The organism is Streptomyces cellostaticus, from assembly GCF_001513965.1.
Taxonomy (GTDB): Bacteria; Actinomycetota; Actinomycetes; order Streptomycetales; family Streptomycetaceae; genus Streptomyces; species Streptomyces cellostaticus.
The window spans coordinates 85465-102502 of record NZ_KQ948022.1 but is presented as its reverse complement, the minus strand read 5'-3'; the positions used below and the strand labels follow the sequence as shown (position 1 = coordinate 102502).

Here is a 17038-nt window from a genome sequence, read left to right as displayed (position 1 = left end):
CGCTGTGACGGAGAGGTGCGCCGCGCCCTCATGGGGTCAGGGCGAGGACTGCCGAAAGCGTGACAGATTTGACCGGGCCATGCCAGAAGGGGAGGGGAAGTGAGTGGCTGTGCTCCTGATGCCGCCGGGCGGTGGATCAGTCGGTGTCCAGGACCATGAAGACCGCGCGGGTGCGGGTGTCGCCCGGCCCCCGCCAGCCGCTCGCGACATGGCCGACCGCTTCCCGGGCAGGCAGCGGCGGGTTCTCGGGGACGGGCTTCAGGACCCGGTGCAGACGGAGGGTCGTGCCGTGGGGTGCGGGCAGACGGGTGCCCTGATCGTCGTCGGTGGGCTCGGGCCTGAAGTCCTTCAGGCAGATGGGGTCGCCGGCGTAGGAGCGGGTCACTTCGCGGTCGGGTGTGTCGGAGAGGCTCTGCGCCATGGCCTGGGCGCCGCCCTCGATCAGGGACAGCAGTTCGGTGACGAGCACCGGGTCGTGGCAGCCGTCGTAGACCCAGCGCTGACCCAGCACGCCGTGCTCCATCGTGCCGATGAGCGCGTGCTCCGCACCCTCCAGCGGCGCCCCGCGGTAGGTCAGCGGCACCAGGTAGGCCGTGCGCTCCGGGCTGGTCGTGTCGGTCGCCACCATGAATTCGATCCCGACCTCGCCCTTGGGGTCGTCCAGCCGGAACCCGCCGGACTTCTCCAGGACGGGGACCGCACCGCCTCGGTACCACGGACGGGTGGGCAGCCAGCCGGCGAGCAGTTCGACCTTCGTCGGCTTCAGAGTGGTGTGGTGGATGATGGCCATGCCGGTAAGTCTCCCCCGTTGCGTGGATACGGACCCCTCAGCCTTCCATACCGTCCCTGCTGGTCAGAGCCAGGGCCAACCCGGCCCGGGGATGGGGCGGTTCGCCCGTCACCGGTCCGCAGACCGCCGGCCGCGTTCGTGTGCGGTGCGCACCGCGAGCGGGACGAGGGCCTCGGGTACGCCATGGACGAGGTGGCAGAACCGCTCGGGCGGGTGTCGTGCCGTCCAGGCCGGTCCGGTGAACACCGAGACGTACGTGGACCAGTGCCCCTCGAAGGTGACGGTCAGGTCGGCGAGGCGGAGGCAGCCGGGCGTCTGGTGCACGCCCGGGTTGAGGACGACGGTGCCCGCGCCGAGCCGTCTTACGTCCCGGACCAGGCGCCGGCAGACCGGCAGGCCCTCGGCGGTGGCGGTGACGCGGTCGAGGAAGCAGCCCTCGGCCGCGTACCACTCCTGGTGCCGGCGCAGGTCCTCGACGGCCTCGGCCCGGTCCCGGACGCCGTGGTCGGTGTCGACGTACCCGAGCAGGCGGGCGCCCGCTGCCCGCAGTGCGCGCGCGGCCGCCGTGAAGGCCGGATCGGGGGCCGTGCCGGGGCCGTTCGCGGGGTCGAGGACGACCGCGTGGGTGCGGGCGACCGCGGTGATCAGCCGGCGCCAGGCACCGGGGTCCTCGGCCGGGTGCACATACAGCGGCACCAGCAGGCTCATGGCACCCGCCCGCTCCCCGCCGTCGCGGCCCACAGCGCGTCGAGGGCGTCGTCCAGGCCGTGGACGGGCCGCCGGCCGAGGGCGCGGTCGGCGGCCGTGATGTCGGAGCACTGCCAGGACACCCGGGCCGAGCGGGCCGAACCGGCTGCGCGCCCCTCCAGCCGGCCCCGGAAACCCGCCCGGCGGGCCAGGCCCGACACCAACTCCCGTGCCGGTACGGCCCGTCCGCCGCCGATGTTGAGCACGGGCGGCAGCGGGCCGTGAGCGGTGACCGCGAGGGCGACGGCCCGGACGAGGTCGCGTACATCCACGAAGTCGCGGTGGGCGGCCGTGATGTCGGAGCACTGCCAGGACACCCGGGCCGAGCGGGCCGAACCGGCTGCGCGCTCCTCCAGCCGGCCCCGGAAACCCGCCCGGCGGGCCAGGCCCGACACCAACTCCCGTGCCGGTACGGCCCGTCCGCCGCCGATGTTGAGCACGGGCGGCAGCGGGCCGTGAGCGGTGACCGCGAGGGCGACGGCCCGGGCGAGGTCGCGTACGTCCCCGAAGTCGCGGTGGGCGGACAGGTCGCCGCGCCGCAGGACCGCCCCGGGGTGCCGGCCTGCGGTGCGCCAGGCACACCGGTCGGCCGAAAGTGCTCGTCCGCGAAGGTGGCAGTGCGTGGAACCTGTGACGATGCGTCACGAGCCGTATACGTACGCGGTGCGGCATACAGGGCTGAACGGCGGAGCGGCCGGGCGGTATTGGCGGGGACGAGACGTCCCCGGGCGCACGGAACGCGGGCCAGCGTTTGTGTAGGAGGGGGATTCCCGGTCAAGCACCGTTTTCCGGCCGGGTGTTGACGCCCCTCGGCGCGAATCTTCGTTCCCGCTTCTGGTCCGCGAGACCTACCGGACGGTATACAGACCGAGTTGAACGCGCGGACGGGGCGAACGGGGAGGATTCCATGGCGAAGGACACGCGTACGGGCGACGGGACGAGAGGCCGGCGGCGGGCCGCCGTACTGGGGGCGGCACTCGGCGGCTGCGCCCTCGTCGCCGCCTCCACGACACCCGCCGCGGCGCACGGCCGCGACCTCACCTACGTCTCCCTCGGCGACTCCTACACCTCGGGCCCGCTCATCCCCCGCCAGGTGGACGCCGACTGCGCCCGCTCCGACCACAACTACCCCTCGCTCGTGGCGGCACAGCGGCGGGCGACCGCCTTCAAGGACGTGAGCTGTAGCGGGGCCACGACGAACGAGATGTGGAAGCCGCAGGGCACCAACGCCCCCCAGCTCGACGCGCTGGGACGGGACACCGACCTGGTGACGGTCCAGATCGGCGGCAACGACGTCGGATTCGGCTCGATCATCGGTACCTGCGCCCGCCTGGGCGCGCAGGACCCTACGGGCAATCCCTGCGAGCGCTCCTACCAGGCCGCCGGATACGACCGGTTGGCGCTCACCATCCTGGAGACCGCGCCGAAGATCGACCGGGTGCTGCGGGCGGTGCACGCCCGCGCTCCGCACGCGCGGGTGCTCCTCGTCGGCTACCCGGACCTGCTGCCGGACGACGGCAGCGGCTGTTTCCCGTCGGTGCCGTTCGCCCAGAAGGACTTCCCCTATCTGCGGGACACCGAGAAGCGGCTGAACCTGATGCTGCGCCTGGTGGCCGCATGGAACCGGGCCGAGTACGTCGACACCTACGGCCCCACGGTCGGCCACGACATGTGCAAGGCGCCCGCGGACCGCTGGATCGAGCCGTTGCAGCCTGCCTCGCCCGCGGCCCCCGCCCACCCCAACGCCACGGGCGAGGCCGCCATGGCGCAGGCCGTGCTGGACCGGCTGGACCAGGGCCGCGGACGCGGCTGAGCACTCGCGCCGACGGCCCCCGCGCACATGTCGCGGAGGCCGTCGCAGGTCATGCGCCGTCAGCCGCCGAGCGCGGCCAGGACCACGCCCTTGGCCTCCTCCTGGACCTGGGCGAGGTGGTCGGGACCGAGGAACGACTCGGCGTACACCTTGTAGACGTCCTCGGTGCCCGAAGGGCGGGCCGCGAACCAGGCGTTGGCGGTGGTGACCTTGATCCCGCCGATGGCGGCACCGTTGCCGGGCGCTTCGGTGAGGACGCCGGTGACCGGCTCTCCCGCCAGGGTGTCGGCGGTGACCTGGGCCGGGGACAGCTTCGCCAGCAGCGCCTTCTGCTCCCGGGTGGCGGGGGCGTCGATGCGGGCGTAGGCGGGTTCGCCGAAGCGGGCGGTCAGGTCGGCGTAGTGCTGCGAGGGCGTCTTGTCCGTGACCGCCGTGATCTCGGAGGCGAGGAGCGCCAGGATGATGCCGTCCTTGTCCGTGGTCCACACCGAACCGTCCCGGCGCAGGAAGGACGCGCCGGCCGACTCCTCGCCGCCGAACCCGAGGGTGCCGGCGGCGAGTCCGTCCACGAACCACTTGAACCCAACCGGCACCTCCACCAGTTGACGGCCCAGGTCGGCGGCGACGCGGTCGATCATCGTGGAGGAGACGAGCGTCTTGCCGATCCCTGCGTCGGCGGGCCACTGCTCGCGGTGCCGGTAGAGGTAGGAGATGGCGACGGCCAGGTAGTGGTTGGGGTTCATCAGGCCCGCGTCCGGGGTGACGATGCCGTGCCGGTCGGCGTCGGCGTCGTTGCCGGTGGCGATGCGGAAGCGGTCGCGCCGCTCGATGAGGGAGGCCATCGCGTACGGCGACGAGCAGTCCATGCGGATCTGGCCGTCCCAGTCCAGCGTCATGAACCGCCAGGTGGGGTCCGTGTGCGGATTGACCACGGTCAGGTCGATGCGGTGCTGTTCGGCGATCCGGCCCCAGTAGGCGACCGACGCGCCGCCGAGCGGGTCGGCGCCGATGCGCACGCCGGCCGCGCGGATCGCGTCGAGGTCCAGGACGCTCGGCAAGTCGCCGACATAGGTGCCCAGGAAGTCGTACCGCCGTGTCGTGTCCGCGGCGAGCGCACGGGTGTACGGCAGCCGCTGAACGTCTTTCAGGCCGCCCGCGATGATCTGGTTGGCCCGGTCCTGGATCCAGGAGGTCGCCTCGGAGGCCGCCGGACCGCCGCTGGGCGGGTTGTACTTGAAGCCGCCGTCGGCGGGCGGGTTGTGCGACGGGGTGACGACCACGCCGTCGGCGAGGCCGGAGGTGCGGCCCCGGTTGTACGTGAGGATGGCGTGCGAGACGGCGGGGGTCGGGGTGTAGCCGTCCGCGCTGTCGACGAGCACGGTCACGCCGCTCGCGGCGAACACTTCCAGAGCGGTCACCTTCGCGGGCTCGGACAGGGCGTGCGTGTCGGCACCGAGGAACAGGGGGCCGTCCACGCCCTGCGCGGCGCGGTACTCGCAGATGGCCTGGCTGGTGGCGGCGATGTGGTCCTCGTTGAAGGCGGTCGCCAGGGACGAACCCCGGTGCCCCGACGTGCCGAACGCCACCCGCTGTCCGGGGTCGGCCGGGTCGGGGTGCAGCGCGTAGTACGCCGTGACCAGCCGGGCCACGTCGACAAGGTCCTCGGGACCGGCCGGCCGGCCCGCTCGCTCGTGCGGCATGAGTCCGTTCCTCCGCATCGGTGGGATCGATCGCTGGAGCCCATCTTTCCTCGTCAGGGGCTCGGCGTGCGAGTACGCCACCGGTGCGGAGGGCGGACCGGGGCCGTCTGCCCTATGATCCGCTTCTCCCACCGACGTGTGCGCGCCGCGCTCTCGCGTGCCGCCTGAGACAGACAGGTGTCCCACCGTGTCCACACCCATCGCCAAGGCCCCGTGGCCGATCGCCCGTTCCGCCCAGGCCACCGTGGCCGCGGCAGCCCTGGCGGAGGTCTGCCGGGCGGTGACCGTACGGGCGCACCGCCTTCATCCGCAGGACACGTCTTTGAGCGCGTCGGGGCGTGCGTCGATGGTGAGCACGTATGTGATGACGGTCGCGGCCGTGCTGTTCCTGGTGTGGTTCTCCCGTTGCCGGCGCAACGCCCAACTCCTTTCCCCCGAGCCCCTGCCCGGCTCCGCCCCCTGGGCCGTGGCCTCCTGGCTGGTCCCGGTGGTGAACCTCTGGGTGCCGCGCGGGCTGGTCCTCGACCTGCACCGGGCGAGCGGCCCCGGCGCGGCCGAGGGGCGCGACGGGGTCCTGGTGAACGTCTGGTGGGCGGCCTGGGTCGGGCGCGCGGTGCTCGTCACCGCGGGCACCCAGCTGGGTCAAGGGACTTCGCTCGTCCTCCTCCTCGTGGCCGAGGCCCTCAACCTGGCCGCGGGTGCCCTGGCGATCGCCGTGATCCAGCGTGTCACGGCACAGCAGGCCGCAGCGCTCACCACGAAGCTCCCCCTCCCCGGCGCCGCGGACCTGCCGCATCTGGCCTAGACCGTCAGCCGATGTGGTAACTGTCCCCGTACACCTTCCAGTCCAGGGGGGTGTTCAGGTCGAGGTTGCCCTTGCGCAGGAAGACCCGCTGTTCCGTGTCGACCCTGCTGGTGTCGCTGTGGGCCTCCTCCTGCTTCATGGCCCACACCCGGGCGTCGAGGAAGGCGCCCAGGTACGTCGTCTCGCTGCCGCCCTGGGCCGGCGGCTCGGCGCTGCGCAGCGCCCGCTTGCGGATGCCGGAGAAGCTGGTGGGGTCGCTGCCGTCGCCGTGCATGACGAGGGCGTCGTAGTAGATGAACTGGCCCAGCGCGCGCAGTCCGTCCCTCTTGCCCTGGGCGACCGCGGGGTTGAAGTAGACGCGGTCGCGTTCGTCGTTCTGCGCCTGCTGGAAGGCGGTGTCCTGGGCGGCCTTGCGCCAGTCCCTGGGGTAGTCGGGGTCGAGGCCGTCGTGCGAGTCGCTGCCGTTGACCCGGCGCAGGGCCGGCAGGTACTTGGCGAGGACGTTGCCGGGCTTGCGGTCGGTGTAGAGCTTGACGAGGTCGAGCATGTCGCCGGTGCCGGAGCAGAAGCCGATGATGCCGGCGGTGTAGCCGCGGCCGTCGCCGATGTCCTCGATGTACTTGTACTGGGCCTTCCAGTCGAGCGAGGAGTTCTCCGCGCTCGAGACCAGTTGCATGGCGATCTCCTTCTTCGCCGGGTCGTCGAGGCCCGGCGCGGCCGCCGGTGCCGCCGAGACGCGCTGGACGCCGAGCAGGGCGCCGGAGGCGACGGCGCCGAGGGCGGCGACGACGGCCCGCCGGGAGAGGCGGGCGGAGGCTGCTGATTCGCGCTCTGTGTGCACCACAGGGACTCCAAGAGGGGGTGGGGGTGGGGAGTTGGTTGGTCCGGACCGCACTGGTAGGAAAGTTTCCTATCAAACATAGCGAAGGCCCGGAACCCGCCCCACAGGAAGTTCGTAGGATCGAACAGTGCGGCGCCCGCCGCCCGATTCAGAAACCACGCCGCTCAATGCCATGAGGGCCATCGGTTGGACTTACGAATCATGAAGGCGCAGGGTGGACGAGCGCCTACACACGGCGGGCACCCCTACGGCACGACCCGGAGACGACCCGATGAACCACGTCGCGGACCCCGATCGCTACCACGGCACCATGCGCTACCGGCGCACCGGCCGCTCGGGACTGGACCTCCCGCTCCTGTCCCTGGGCTACTGGCACAACTTCGGCGACGACCGCCCCTTCGAGACCCAGCGCGAGATTGCGCTGCGCGCCTTCGACCTGGGGATCACCCACCACGACCTGGCCAACAACTACGGTCCGCCGTACGGTGCGGCCGAGATCAACTTCGGCCGGCTGCTGAAGCAGGACCTCGCGCCGTACCGGGACGAACTGGTGGTCTCCACCAAGGCCGGCTGGGACATGTGGCCCGGCCCCTACGGGCAGGGCGGCGGCTCCCGCAAGTACGTGCTGGCCTCGCTGGACCAGTCGCTCAGCCGCATGGGCCTGGAGTACGTGGACATCTTCTACTCCCACCGGCTGGACGCGAGCACCCCGCTGGAGGAGACGATGGGCGCGCTCGACACCGCCGTCCACCAGGGCAAGGCCCTGTACGTCGGCATCTCCTCCTACGACGCCGAGCGCACCCGGCAGGCGGCCGCCATCCTCCGCGACCTGGGCACCCCGCTGCTCATCCACCAGCCGTCGTACAGCATGCTCAACCGCTGGATCGAGACCGACGGCCTGCTGGAGGCGGCCGAGGAGGAGGGCTTCGGCGTCATCGGGTTCACCGCGCTCGCCCAGGGGCTGCTGACCGGTCGCTACCTCGACGGCGTACCCGAGGACTCGCGGGCCGCGCGGGGCACGTCGCTCGACCCGGCCTGGCTGAGCGAGGACATGCGCCGGCGGCTGCGCTCCCTGAACGACATCGCCGCCCGGCGCGGTCAGACCCTGGCCCAGCTGGCCCTGGCCTGGGCCCTGCGGGACGAGCGGGTCACCTCGCTGGTCATCGGCGCCTCCCGCGTCGAGCAGCTGGAGCAGAACGTGGCCGCGCTGGAGAACCTCGACTTCAGCGCCGAGGAGCTGGCCGAGATCGACAAGCACGCCACCGACGGCGGTGTGGACCTGTGGCGGGACGCCCGCCTGGGGAATCTGGGCTGAGAGTGGCACTCAGTGACACCCGTCACTGACATAAGGAAAAAATAGGACATAATGGAAGTGATCCGGACCGCGACCCCGCGCCTTCAAGGAGCCGCTTCCCGCATGGCTTACGGAGCCCACCACCCCGTCCTGCCTCCCCACCCCGACCTGGGTCTCGCCCGCGACTGCGAGCACTGCCTCGGCTGGGGAACCGTCGTCACCCGCGACGGGGATCACGAACTGTGCCGCACCTGCCAGCCCGACCCGGGCGACGGCGAGAGCGGCCTCGGCTTCGCCTCTTGACTGCCTCCCCCTGCGGATGCGGGGCTTTCCTGCACCGCTGGGGCCGGCACGTCACGGCGGCAAGATCGTCACGGCGGCCCGTACGGCACTCCTGCGACGGCGGCCCGAACCCTGAACGGACTCCCCCCTTCCTCGGCTGTGGGCCATCTGGTGCCCGCACGGGTGTTACCTGTGGGTAATTCCCGGTGGTTTGATGTGCGGCGCCACTCAACCCCCTTCATCCACAGGGAGATCCAGTGACGCTCTTCGCACCGCGCCGCGCCCTCGGGGCAGCCGTGCTCGCCCTCGCCCTGCCCGCGGCGGCGCTCGCTTCCTCGGCACCGGCGGCGGCAGCCGATCCGGCACCGGCACTGAAGGTTCTGACGTACAACGTCTTCCTCATGAGCAAGAACCTGTACCCGAACTGGGGCCAGGACCACCGGGCCGCTCAGATCCCGAAGGCAGCCTTCTTCCGCGGCAACGACGTGGTCGTCCTGGAGGAGGCGTTCGACAACTCCTCCTCCGACGCGCTGAAGAGCGCCGCCGCGGCCGAATACCCGTACCAGACACCGGTGGTGGGCCGCAGCCGGAGCGGCTGGGACGCGACGGGCGGGGCGTACTCGGCCGCCACGCCCGAGGACGGCGGGGTCACCGTGCTGAGCAAGTGGCCGGTCCTGCACAAGGAGCAGTACGTCTACAAGGACGCGTGCGGCGCGGACTGGTGGTCCGACAAGGGCTTCGCGTACGTCGTCCTGGACGTGAACGGCACCAAGGTGCACGTGGTCGGCACGCACACGCAGTCCACGGATCCCGGGTGCGGTGCGGGTGAGGCGGCGGCGATGCGCAGCCGGCAGTTCAAGGCGATCGACGCGTTCCTGGACTCCAAGAACATCCCCGCCGACGAGGAGGTGCTGATCGCGGGCGACCTCAACGTCGACTCGCGCAGCGGTGAGTACGCCTCCATGCTGGCCGACGCCGACCTCGTCGGCGCCGACGCGCGCACGGGGCACCCGTACTCCTTCGACACCCAGGAGAACTCCATCGCCCACGACCGCTATCCGAACGATCCGCGCGAGGACCTCGACTACGTTCTCGCCCGCGCCGGTCACGCCCGCCCGGCGGGCTGGCGCAACGAGGTCGTCCAGGAACGGTCGGAGCCGTGGACGGTGACGAGCTGGGGGACGTCGTACACGTACACGAACCTCTCGGACCACTACCCCTTGCGGGCGTACGCCGGATAAGAACCCCTCACGGTGTCGTCGCCGGCGGGCTCGTGGCTGCCGCGCAGGGCGGAGGCGAGGGCCGCGACCAGGGCCATGCCGGCGGCGACGCAGAAGACGATGGTCAGGCCGTGGTGAAAGGGGCCGGAGACCAGCCGGGGGAAGAAGGTGTGACCGGTCAGGGTGGCGCGCTGGGCTGTCGTCAGGTGGTCCGGCCCGCCACCGGAACCGAGCAGGTGACCGACGGGGTTGTTGCCCAGGAAGGTCGCGAAGAGGGTGCTGACCGGTGGCAGCGAGGCCACCTCGTGGGCCGTACCGGCGGACACTCCGTGTGCCTGGAGTCCGCTGCTGAGCGTCGACGGCAGGGAGGAGGCCAGTCCGGAGACCATCAGCGAGAAGAAGACGCCGATGGACAGGGCGGTGCCCGAGTTCTGGAAGGTGGAGCGCATCCCGGAGGCCACGCCCCGGTGGCGGGCCGGGACGCTGCCCATCACGGACGAGGTGTTGGGCGCGGAGAACATGCCCTGGCCCAGACCGTTGAGGAACAGCAGCCCGGCGAACAGGCCGTACGCGAAGTTCACGGGCAGTGCCAGCAGGCCGAGGAAGGAACCGGCGACCACGATCAGACCGGCCGTGGAGAACAGGCGGGCGCCGAACCGGTCGGAGAGGTAGCCGGAAACCGGACCGGCGATCAGGAAGCCGAGGGTCAGCGGCAGCATGAAGATGCCGGCCCACAGCGGGGTGTCCTCGAAGTCGTAGCCGTGCAGCGGCAGCCAGATGCCCTGCAGCCAGATGATGAGCATGAACTGGAGCCCGCCGCGGGCGATCGCGGTCAGCAGGGCGGCCAGGTTGCCCGCGGCGAACGCGCGCACCCGGAACAGGGACAACTGGAACATCGGCTCGGCGGCCCTGGTCTCGGCCAGGCAGAACACCAGCAGCAGGAAGAGACCGCCGAACAGGCCCGCGAGCACCCAGGGGTTGGTCCATCCGGTGGGGTGGCCGCCGTAGGGCTGGATGCCGTAGGTGATGCCGGCGAGCAGGATTCCGGCGCCCGTGGCGAAGGTGAGGTTGCCGAGCCAGTCGACGCGGCCGCGTCCGCCGGCCGCGGTCTCGCGCAGGCTCAGGTACGACCAGACGGTGCCGGTCACACTGACCGGGACACTGACCCAGAACACCGCCCGCCAGTCGACCGCGGCGAGCAGACCGCCCGCGAGCAGCCCGAGGAACTGCCCGGCGAGCGCGGTGATCTGGTTGATGCCGAGGGCCGTGCCGCGCTGGCGGGCCGGGAAGGCGTCGGTGAGGATGGCGGCCGAGTTGGCGGTGAGCATGGAGCCGCCGAAGGCCTGCACGATGCGCCACAGGATCAGCCACAGGGCGCCCGCCCCGGCCCGGAACGGGTCGAGGGACAGCGCGACGGAGGCGCAGGCGAAGACCAGGAAGCCGAGGTTGTAGATGCGGACCCGGCCGCACATGTCGCCGAGCCGGCCGAGGACGACGACCAGCACGGCGGAGACCAGCAAATAGCCGAGGATCATCCACAGCAGATAGCCGATGTTGCCCGCGGCGAGCGGGTCGAGGCCGATCCCGCGGAAGATCGCCGGCAGGGAGATGATCACGATGGAGGCGTCCATCGTGGCGATCAGGACGCCGAGCGTGGTGTTGGACAGGGCCACCCATTTGTAGCCGGGGCCCGCGGGCGTGTCGCGGTGGCGGGCGGAGCGGGCGAGCAGGCGGCGGCGCAGGCCTTCGGCGGGGTGCCGGTCCCGCGGGCCGGGCGCGTGCCCGGTCACAGCCGTTCCGCCAGCCGGTCGAGGAGGGGCAGCGCGGCACGCAGTGCCTCGCGCTCCTGCGGGGTGAACCGGTCCAAGGCGTGGGCGAGTCGCTCGACGGACTCGGAGCGGCGCTCCTCCAGCACGGTCCGGCCCGCGTCGGTGATCGCCATGATGACCCGGCGTCCGTCGGCCGCGTCCGGGGTACGGCTGACCAGCCCGCGCTGTTCCAGTCCGGCGAGGGTGGTGGCCATCGCCTGGGGGCGGACCCGCTCCAGTTCGGCGAGCGAGCCGGGCGAGTCCGGTCCGGCGGTGGCAAGCCGGGACAGCACGGAGACGCCGGAGAGGGACACGTCCCCCACGGCGTGCGCCTGGCGCAATCGGCGGACGATCCGGCCCATGGCCAGCCGCAGGGCGGCGGCGAGTGCAGCGGTGTTCTCCGTATCCATAATTACTAACAGTAGGTTTATCAGTCTGGACTGTTCAACCACGTGGCAGTAATGCAGTGCCCTCACCGACGAATCTCTTCGGACGCGCGGAGCAAGGGCACCCGTGCCAGCCTCGAACCATGACCGGGGACGACGACACACCGCGCATGGGCTTCTTCACCGACACCTCCGTGTGCATCGGCTGCAAGGCGTGCGAGGTGGCCTGCAAGGAGTGGAACGCCATTCCGGAGGACGGCCTGGAGCTGACCGGCATGTCCTACGACAACACACAGCGGCTCGGCTCCGACTCCTGGCGGCACGTGGCCTTCATCGAGCAGCGCAAGCCGTTCGGCGGACCGGAGCCCGCACTCACCCACGAGGACGTGGACGTGTTCGCCGCAGCCTCCCGCCTCGGCACAGACCCCGGCTCCCCCGACGGCCACACCGAGCTGCGCTGGCTGATGGCCTCCGACGTGTGCAAGCACTGCACGCACGCGGCCTGTCTGGACGTGTGCCCCACGGGCTCGTTGTTCCGCACCGAATTCGGCACGGTCGTGGTGCAGGAGGACGTCTGCAACGGCTGCGGCTACTGCGTGCCCGCCTGCCCGTACGGCGTCATCGACCAGCGCAGGGACGACGGCCGGGCGTGGAAGTGCACCCTGTGCTACGACCGGCTGGGCGTCGGCATGGAGCCGGCCTGTGCCAAGTCCTGCCCGACCGAATCGATCCAGTTCGGCCCGCTTCAGGAGCTGCGGGAGCGAGCGGCGGCCCGGGTGAGGCAGCTGCACACGGCCGGGGTGACCGATGCTCGGCTGTACGGCGAGAGCCCGGACGACGGGGTCGGCGGGGACGGCGCGTTCTTCCTGCTGCTGGACGAGCCGGAGGTCTACGGCCTGCCCCCGGATCCGGTGGTCACCACCCGGGACCTGCCCGCCATGTGGCGCCACGCGGCGCTGGCCGCCGCCTCGCTCGCCGCGCTGGCCGCCGCCGGTTTCGCGAGGAGGCCGCGATGAGCGGACGGGAGACGCCCGCCGGGGCGCAGCCGGGGCGCCGCCGGCGCCGGCGCGGACGGGGCGAGCAGCCGATGGTGCCGGACGCGCGGTTCTCGTCGTACTACGGCAGACCCGTGCTGAACACACCGACGTGGAAACCCCTGGACATCGCCGGGTACCTGTACCTGGGCGGGCTGGCCGGGGCCTCCTCGCTGCTGGCGGCCGGGGCCGACCTCACCGGGCGCCCGGCGCTGGCCCGCACGGCGAAACTCGGCGCGGCCGGCGCCATCTCCCTCTCCCTGGCCGCTCTCGTCCACGATCTGGGCCGGCCGGCTCGCTTCCTGAACATGCTCCGGGTCCTCAAGCCCACCTCGCCGATGAGCATGGGCTCGTGGCTGCTGGCGGGGTACGCCCCGCTGACGCTGGCCGCCGCGGCCGGCGAGGTCACCGGCCGGTACCGGCTCGTGGGCTCGGCCGCCACGGCGGGCGCCGCCGTCCTGGGCCCGGCGGTGGCGACGTACACCGCCGTCCTCGTCTCGGACACGGCTGTGCCCGCCTGGCACGAGGGCTACCGGCAGCTGCCGTTCGTCTTCGCGGGATCGGCTGCCACCGCGGCCGCCGGTCTGGCGCTGGCCGCCGCTCCGGCCGGCCAGGCGGGTCCGGCGCGCCGCATGGCCGTCCTCGGCACCGCGCTCGAACTGGGCGCCTTCCATCTGATGAAGCACCGCATGGGCCTGCCCGCCGAAGCCTACGAACGGGGCAGGCCGCGCACCCTGCTGCGCGCGGCCGAGGCGCTGACGGCGTCCGGCGCCGCCCTGGCCCTCGTCTGCGGACGCCTGCGCGACCGGCGCCCGGCCCTCGCGGCCGGTGCCGCCCTGCTCTCCGGCTCGGCGGCCCTGCGGTTCGGCGTGTTCCACGCCGGGGTGGCCTCGGCCGAGGACCCCAGGTACACGGTGCTGCCACAGCGGGAACGGCTGGCGGCGCGCGGATCGTGACCCTCCGGGGCGCGAGATGCCGTGGCCGCGCGGCTGCGGGAAAATCGAGTAACCGAGCGGGAATCGAGACCGAGCGGGAGGAGCAAGGCGTGGGCGTACGCACCTGGATCGACTCCTGGCCGGTGTACCGCCAGCTCACCGGGACGGACCCGCTGGGCCGGGGGGCCGCCGCCAAGAGCGGGCGCAGCGCGCGGCTCGAACCCCGGGTCGCCACCGCCGACCGGGTGGTGAAGTCGGTCTGCCCGTACTGCGCGGTGGGCTGCGGGCAGAACGTGTATGTCCAGGACGGCAGGGTCACCCAGATCGAGGGCGACCCCGACTCCCCCGTCTCGCGCGGCCGTCTGTGCCCCAAGGGCGCGGCGAGCCTCCAGCTGACCACGGGGGACGCCCGCGAGCACCACGTCCTGTACCGGCGGCCGTACGGCACCGAGTGGGAGCGGCTGGACCTGGACCGGGCGATGGACATGATCGCCGACCGGGTGATCGAGGCGCGCCGGGCCGGCTGGCAGTGGGAGGTCGACGAGACGCGCACCCGGCGCACGCTCGGCATCGCGAGCCTGGGCGGGGCCACGCTCGACAACGAGGAGAACTACCTCATCAAGAAGTTGTTCACCGCGCTGGGAGCGATCCAGATCGAGAACCAGGCGCGTGTTTGACACTCCGCCACCGTTCCCGGTCTGGGAACCTCGTTCGGACGCGGCGGTGCGACCACGTTCCAGCAGGACCTGCAGAACGCCGACTGCATCGTCATCCAGGGCTCGAACATGGCCGAGTGCCATCCGGTCGGGTTCCAGTGGGTGATGGAGGCGAAGGCCCGCGGCGCGAAGGTGATCCATGTCGACCCGCGGTTCACCCGCACCAGCGCGCTCGCCGACGTGCACGTGCCGCTGCGCGCCGGTTCCGACATCGCCTTCCTCGGCGGGATCGTCAACTACGTCCTCCAGCACGAGAAGTACTTCCGCGACTACGTGGTGGCCTACAGCAACGCGCCGGTGATTCTGCGGGAGGACTTCCGTGACACCGAGGACCTGGACGGCGTCTTCTCCGGCCTGGACACGGACACCCGTAGCTACGACAACGCCAGCTGGCAGTACGAGGGCACCGAGATGCAGGCGGCTTCGGGCGAGCGCGACCGGGAGTACGAGGAGCGCACCGGCGGCGGCAGCACGGTGGCCGAGGCAGCGCGCGGCGAGGCCCACGGCTCCGGCGGTGCCGCGATCGGTGAGGGCGAGCCCGAGCGGGACGAGACGCTCAGCCATCCGCGCTGCGTCTTCCAGGTGCTCAGGCGGCACTACGCCCGCTACACGCCCGAGTTGGTGGAGCAGATCTGCGGGGTGCCACAGGACCTGTTCCGGCAGGTGTGCGAGCTGGTCACGGAGAACTCCGGGCGCGAGCGGACGACGGCCTTCGCCTACTCGGTCGGCTGGACGCAGCACACGGTGGGCGTCCAGTACATCCGGGCGGCCGCCGTGCTGCAGACGCTGCTCGGCAACATCGGCCGCCCGGGCGGCGGCATCCTGGCCCTGCGCGGCCACGCCTCCATCCAGGGCTCGACGGACATCCCCACGCTCTTCAACCTGCTGCCCGGCTACATTCCCATGCCGCATGCCCACCAGAACCAGGACCTGGAGGCCTTCGTGCGGGCGGAGGCCGCCCGCAAGGGCTACTGGGGCAACATGCGTGCGTATCTGGTCAGCCTGCTCAAGGCGTACTGGGGTGACGCGGCAACGGCCGGGAACGACTTCTGCTTCGACTACCTGCCGCGGCTGACCGGCTCCCACTCCACCTACGAGACGACCATGGCCCAGCTGGAAGGCGCCTGCCAGGGCTACTTCCTCTTCGGCGAGAACCCGGCGGTGGGCAACGCCAACTCCAGGCTGATGCGCCTCGGCATGGCCCAGCTGGACTGGCTGGTCGTCCGGGACTTCTCGCTGATCGAGTCGGCGACCTGGTGGCAGGACGGTCCCGAGATCGAGACCGGCGAGCTGCGCACACAGGACATCCGCACCGAGGTGTTCTTCCTGCCGGCCGCCGCACACACCGAGAAGGACGGCAGCTTCACCAACACCCAGCGGCTGCTCCAGTGGCACCACCAGGCGGTCGAACCGCCCGGCGAGGCGCGCAGCGACCTGTGGTTCGCCTACCACCTCGGGCGGATCATCCGACAGAAGCTGGCCGGTTCCGCCGACGAGATGGACCGTCCGGTGCTCGACCTGGCCTGGAACTACCCGACGAAGGGCGAGCACACCGAGCCGGACGCTCAGGCCGTGCTCGCCGAGATCAACGGCCACGACGCCGACGGCCGTCCGCTCTCCTCCTACGAGGAGCTGAAAGGCGACGGCTCCACGGCCTGCGGCTGCTGGATCTACTGCGGTGTGTACGCCGACGGTGTCAACCAGGCCGCCCGCCGCAAGCCGGGCCGGGAACAGGACTGGGTGGCAGCCGAGTGGGCGTGGGCCTGGCCGGCCAACCGCCGCATTCTGAACAACCGCGCCTCGGCCGACCCGGAGGGCAGGCCGTGGAGCGAGCGGAAGGCACTGGTGTGGTGGGACCCGGACAAGGGCGAGCGGGGTGAGTGGTCCGGGCACGACGTCCCCGACTTCAAGAAGGACAAGGCGCCCGATCACCGGCCGCCCGAGGGCGCGACCGGGCCGGAGGCGCTGTCGGGCCGGGATCCGTTCGTCATGCAGGCCGACGGGAAGGCCTGGCTGTATGTGCCGTCGGGACTCACGGACGGGCCGCTGCCGGCGCACTACGAACCGCAGGACTCCCCCTTCCCGAATCTCCTGTACGCCCAACAGCGCAACCCGGTACGGCACTTGCTGCCCGCGCTCCCCGACAACCGCTACCAGCCGAGCGGCACCGAGCCCGGCTCGGAGGTGTTCCCGTACGTGGCCACCACGTACCGGCTCACCGAGCACCACACCGCGGGCGGCATGTCCCGCTGGCAGCCGTATCTCGCGGAGCTGCAGCCGGAGTTCTTCTGCGAGGTGTCCCCGGAGCTGGCGGCCGAGCGGGGCCTGGAGCACACGGGCTGGGCGACGATCGTCAGCGCCCGCGCGGTGATCGAGGCACGGGTACTGGTCACCGACCGCATGACACCGCTGAGGGTGCACGGCCGGACCCTGCACCAGGTGGGCCTGCCCTACCACTGGGGTCCGAACGGCTACAGCACCGGCGACGCGGCCAACGAGCTGGTGCATCTGTCCCTGGACCCGAACACGCACATCCAGGAGACGAAAGCGTTCGCCGTCGACATCCGCCCGGGACGGCGTCCCCGGGGCCCGGCGTCGCTGGAGCTGGTGCGCGCCTACCGGGCCCGGGCGGGCATCGACGAACACACCGGGACGGAACCCTGACCG

General features: G+C 71.7%; 13 protein-coding genes and 2 pseudogenes. 8 read left to right on the top strand and 7 right to left on the bottom strand.

What is annotated here, in order from left to right:
- Positions 1-136: 136 nt before the first annotated feature.
- From AQI88_RS17170 to AQI88_RS49085, 3 genes and pseudogenes are all read right to left on the bottom strand, one after another.
- Positions 137-790, bottom strand: coding sequence for a maltokinase N-terminal cap-like domain-containing protein (locus AQI88_RS17170; protein WP_066999419.1), 654 nt, complete (start codon positions 788-790; stop codon positions 137-139).
- A 37-nt stretch (positions 791-827) separates the two neighbouring features.
- A pseudogene (locus tag AQI88_RS17165) lies at positions 828-1498 on the bottom strand (spherulation-specific family 4 protein).
- Positions 1495-2103, bottom strand: a pseudogene (locus AQI88_RS49085) (NAD-dependent epimerase/dehydratase family protein); the annotation flags it as partial. The pseudogenes AQI88_RS17165 and AQI88_RS49085, both read right to left, overlap by 4 nt.
- Before the next feature lie 341 nt (positions 2104-2444).
- Here AQI88_RS49085 and AQI88_RS17155 point away from each other — a divergent pair.
- Positions 2445-3350, top strand: coding sequence for an SGNH/GDSL hydrolase family protein (locus AQI88_RS17155; protein ID WP_066999416.1), 906 nt, complete (start codon positions 2445-2447; stop codon positions 3348-3350).
- Positions 3351-3409: 59 nt separating this feature from the next.
- Here the strand turns inward: AQI88_RS17155 and pgm are convergent, their stop codons facing one another.
- Positions 3410-5050, bottom strand: coding sequence for a phosphoglucomutase (alpha-D-glucose-1,6-bisphosphate-dependent) (pgm, locus tag AQI88_RS17150; RefSeq protein ID WP_066999413.1), 1641 nt, complete (start codon positions 5048-5050; stop codon positions 3410-3412).
- A gap of 187 nt (positions 5051-5237) precedes the next feature.
- Between pgm and AQI88_RS17145 the strand changes: the two genes are divergently transcribed.
- Positions 5238-5855, top strand: coding sequence for a DUF4328 domain-containing protein (locus AQI88_RS17145; RefSeq protein ID WP_066999410.1), 618 nt, complete (start codon positions 5238-5240; stop codon positions 5853-5855).
- A 4-nt stretch (positions 5856-5859) separates the two neighbouring features.
- Here the strand turns inward: AQI88_RS17145 and AQI88_RS17140 are convergent, their stop codons facing one another.
- Positions 5860-6699: a chitosanase gene (locus AQI88_RS17140; RefSeq protein WP_066999407.1), complete on the bottom strand. Its 840-nt coding sequence runs from the start codon at positions 6697-6699 to the stop codon at positions 5860-5862.
- Positions 6700-6967: 268 nt separating this feature from the next.
- Between AQI88_RS17140 and mgrA the strand changes: the two genes are divergently transcribed.
- The 3 genes from mgrA (at position 6968) to sph (ending at position 9513) form a co-directional block, all read left to right on the top strand.
- Positions 6968-8011 (top strand): L-glyceraldehyde 3-phosphate reductase, encoded by a 1044-nt coding sequence (gene mgrA, locus AQI88_RS17135; RefSeq protein ID WP_066999404.1) that lies wholly within the window; start codon positions 6968-6970, stop codon positions 8009-8011.
- Between the two features lie 102 nt (positions 8012-8113).
- On the top strand, positions 8114-8293 hold the full coding sequence (locus AQI88_RS17130) for a hypothetical protein (protein ID WP_066999401.1): 180 nt from the start codon (positions 8114-8116) through the stop codon (positions 8291-8293).
- A gap of 236 nt (positions 8294-8529) precedes the next feature.
- Positions 8530-9513, top strand: coding sequence for a sphingomyelin phosphodiesterase (gene sph, locus AQI88_RS17125; RefSeq protein ID WP_066999398.1), 984 nt, complete (start codon positions 8530-8532; stop codon positions 9511-9513).
- Here the strand turns inward: sph and AQI88_RS17120 are convergent.
- On the bottom strand, positions 9486-11123 hold the full coding sequence (locus AQI88_RS17120) for an MFS transporter (protein ID WP_244184205.1): 1638 nt from the start codon (positions 11121-11123) through the stop codon (positions 9486-9488). The two genes, sph and AQI88_RS17120, sit on opposite strands and share 28 nt — an antisense overlap.
- Before the next feature lie 155 nt (positions 11124-11278).
- Positions 11279-11710 carry a MarR family winged helix-turn-helix transcriptional regulator gene (locus AQI88_RS17115; RefSeq protein ID WP_066999395.1) on the bottom strand — a complete coding sequence of 144 codons (432 nt, stop codon included), beginning with the start codon at positions 11708-11710 and terminating at the stop codon, positions 11279-11281.
- 119 nt (positions 11711-11829) lie between these two features.
- On the opposite strand from AQI88_RS17115, the gene AQI88_RS17110 reads away from it, so the two are divergent.
- From AQI88_RS17110 to fdh, 3 genes are all read left to right on the top strand, one after another.
- Positions 11830-12702, top strand: coding sequence for a 4Fe-4S dicluster domain-containing protein (locus tag AQI88_RS17110; RefSeq protein WP_066999392.1), 873 nt, complete (start codon positions 11830-11832; stop codon positions 12700-12702).
- A gap of 71 nt (positions 12703-12773) precedes the next feature.
- Positions 12774-13676, top strand: a complete 903-nt coding sequence (gene nrfD / locus AQI88_RS17105; RefSeq protein ID WP_067000024.1) for an NrfD/PsrC family molybdoenzyme membrane anchor subunit — start codon at positions 12774-12776, stop codon at positions 13674-13676.
- An 89-nt stretch (positions 13677-13765) separates the two neighbouring features.
- Positions 13766-17035, top strand: coding sequence for a formate dehydrogenase (gene fdh / locus AQI88_RS17095; protein ID WP_208615814.1), 3270 nt, complete (start codon positions 13766-13768; stop codon positions 17033-17035).
- Positions 17036-17038 lie beyond the last annotated feature (3 nt).

Excerpts from the sequence above, each read along its gene's own strand:
- AQI88_RS17115 (WP_066999395.1), bottom strand. The coding sequence starts at position 11,710 with ATGGATACGGAGAACACCGCTGCACTCGCCGCCGCCCTGCGGCTGGCC.
- AQI88_RS17170 (WP_066999419.1), bottom strand. The coding sequence starts at position 790 with ATGGCCATCATCCACCACACCACTCTGAAGCCGACGAAGGTCGAACTG.
- AQI88_RS17120 (WP_244184205.1), bottom strand. The coding sequence starts at position 11,123 with ATGGACGCCTCCATCGTGATCATCTCCCTGCCGGCGATCTTCCGCGGG.
- AQI88_RS17155 (WP_066999416.1), top strand. The coding sequence starts at position 2,445 with ATGGCGAAGGACACGCGTACGGGCGACGGGACGAGAGGCCGGCGGCGG.
- pgm (WP_066999413.1), bottom strand. The coding sequence starts at position 5,050 with ATGCCGCACGAGCGAGCGGGCCGGCCGGCCGGTCCCGAGGACCTTGTC.
- nrfD (WP_067000024.1), top strand. The coding sequence starts at position 12,774 with ATGGTGCCGGACGCGCGGTTCTCGTCGTACTACGGCAGACCCGTGCTG.
- mgrA (WP_066999404.1), top strand. The coding sequence starts at position 6,968 with ATGAACCACGTCGCGGACCCCGATCGCTACCACGGCACCATGCGCTAC.
- AQI88_RS17110 (WP_066999392.1), top strand. The coding sequence starts at position 11,830 with ATGACCGGGGACGACGACACACCGCGCATGGGCTTCTTCACCGACACC.
- AQI88_RS17130 (WP_066999401.1), top strand. The coding sequence starts at position 8,114 with ATGGCTTACGGAGCCCACCACCCCGTCCTGCCTCCCCACCCCGACCTG.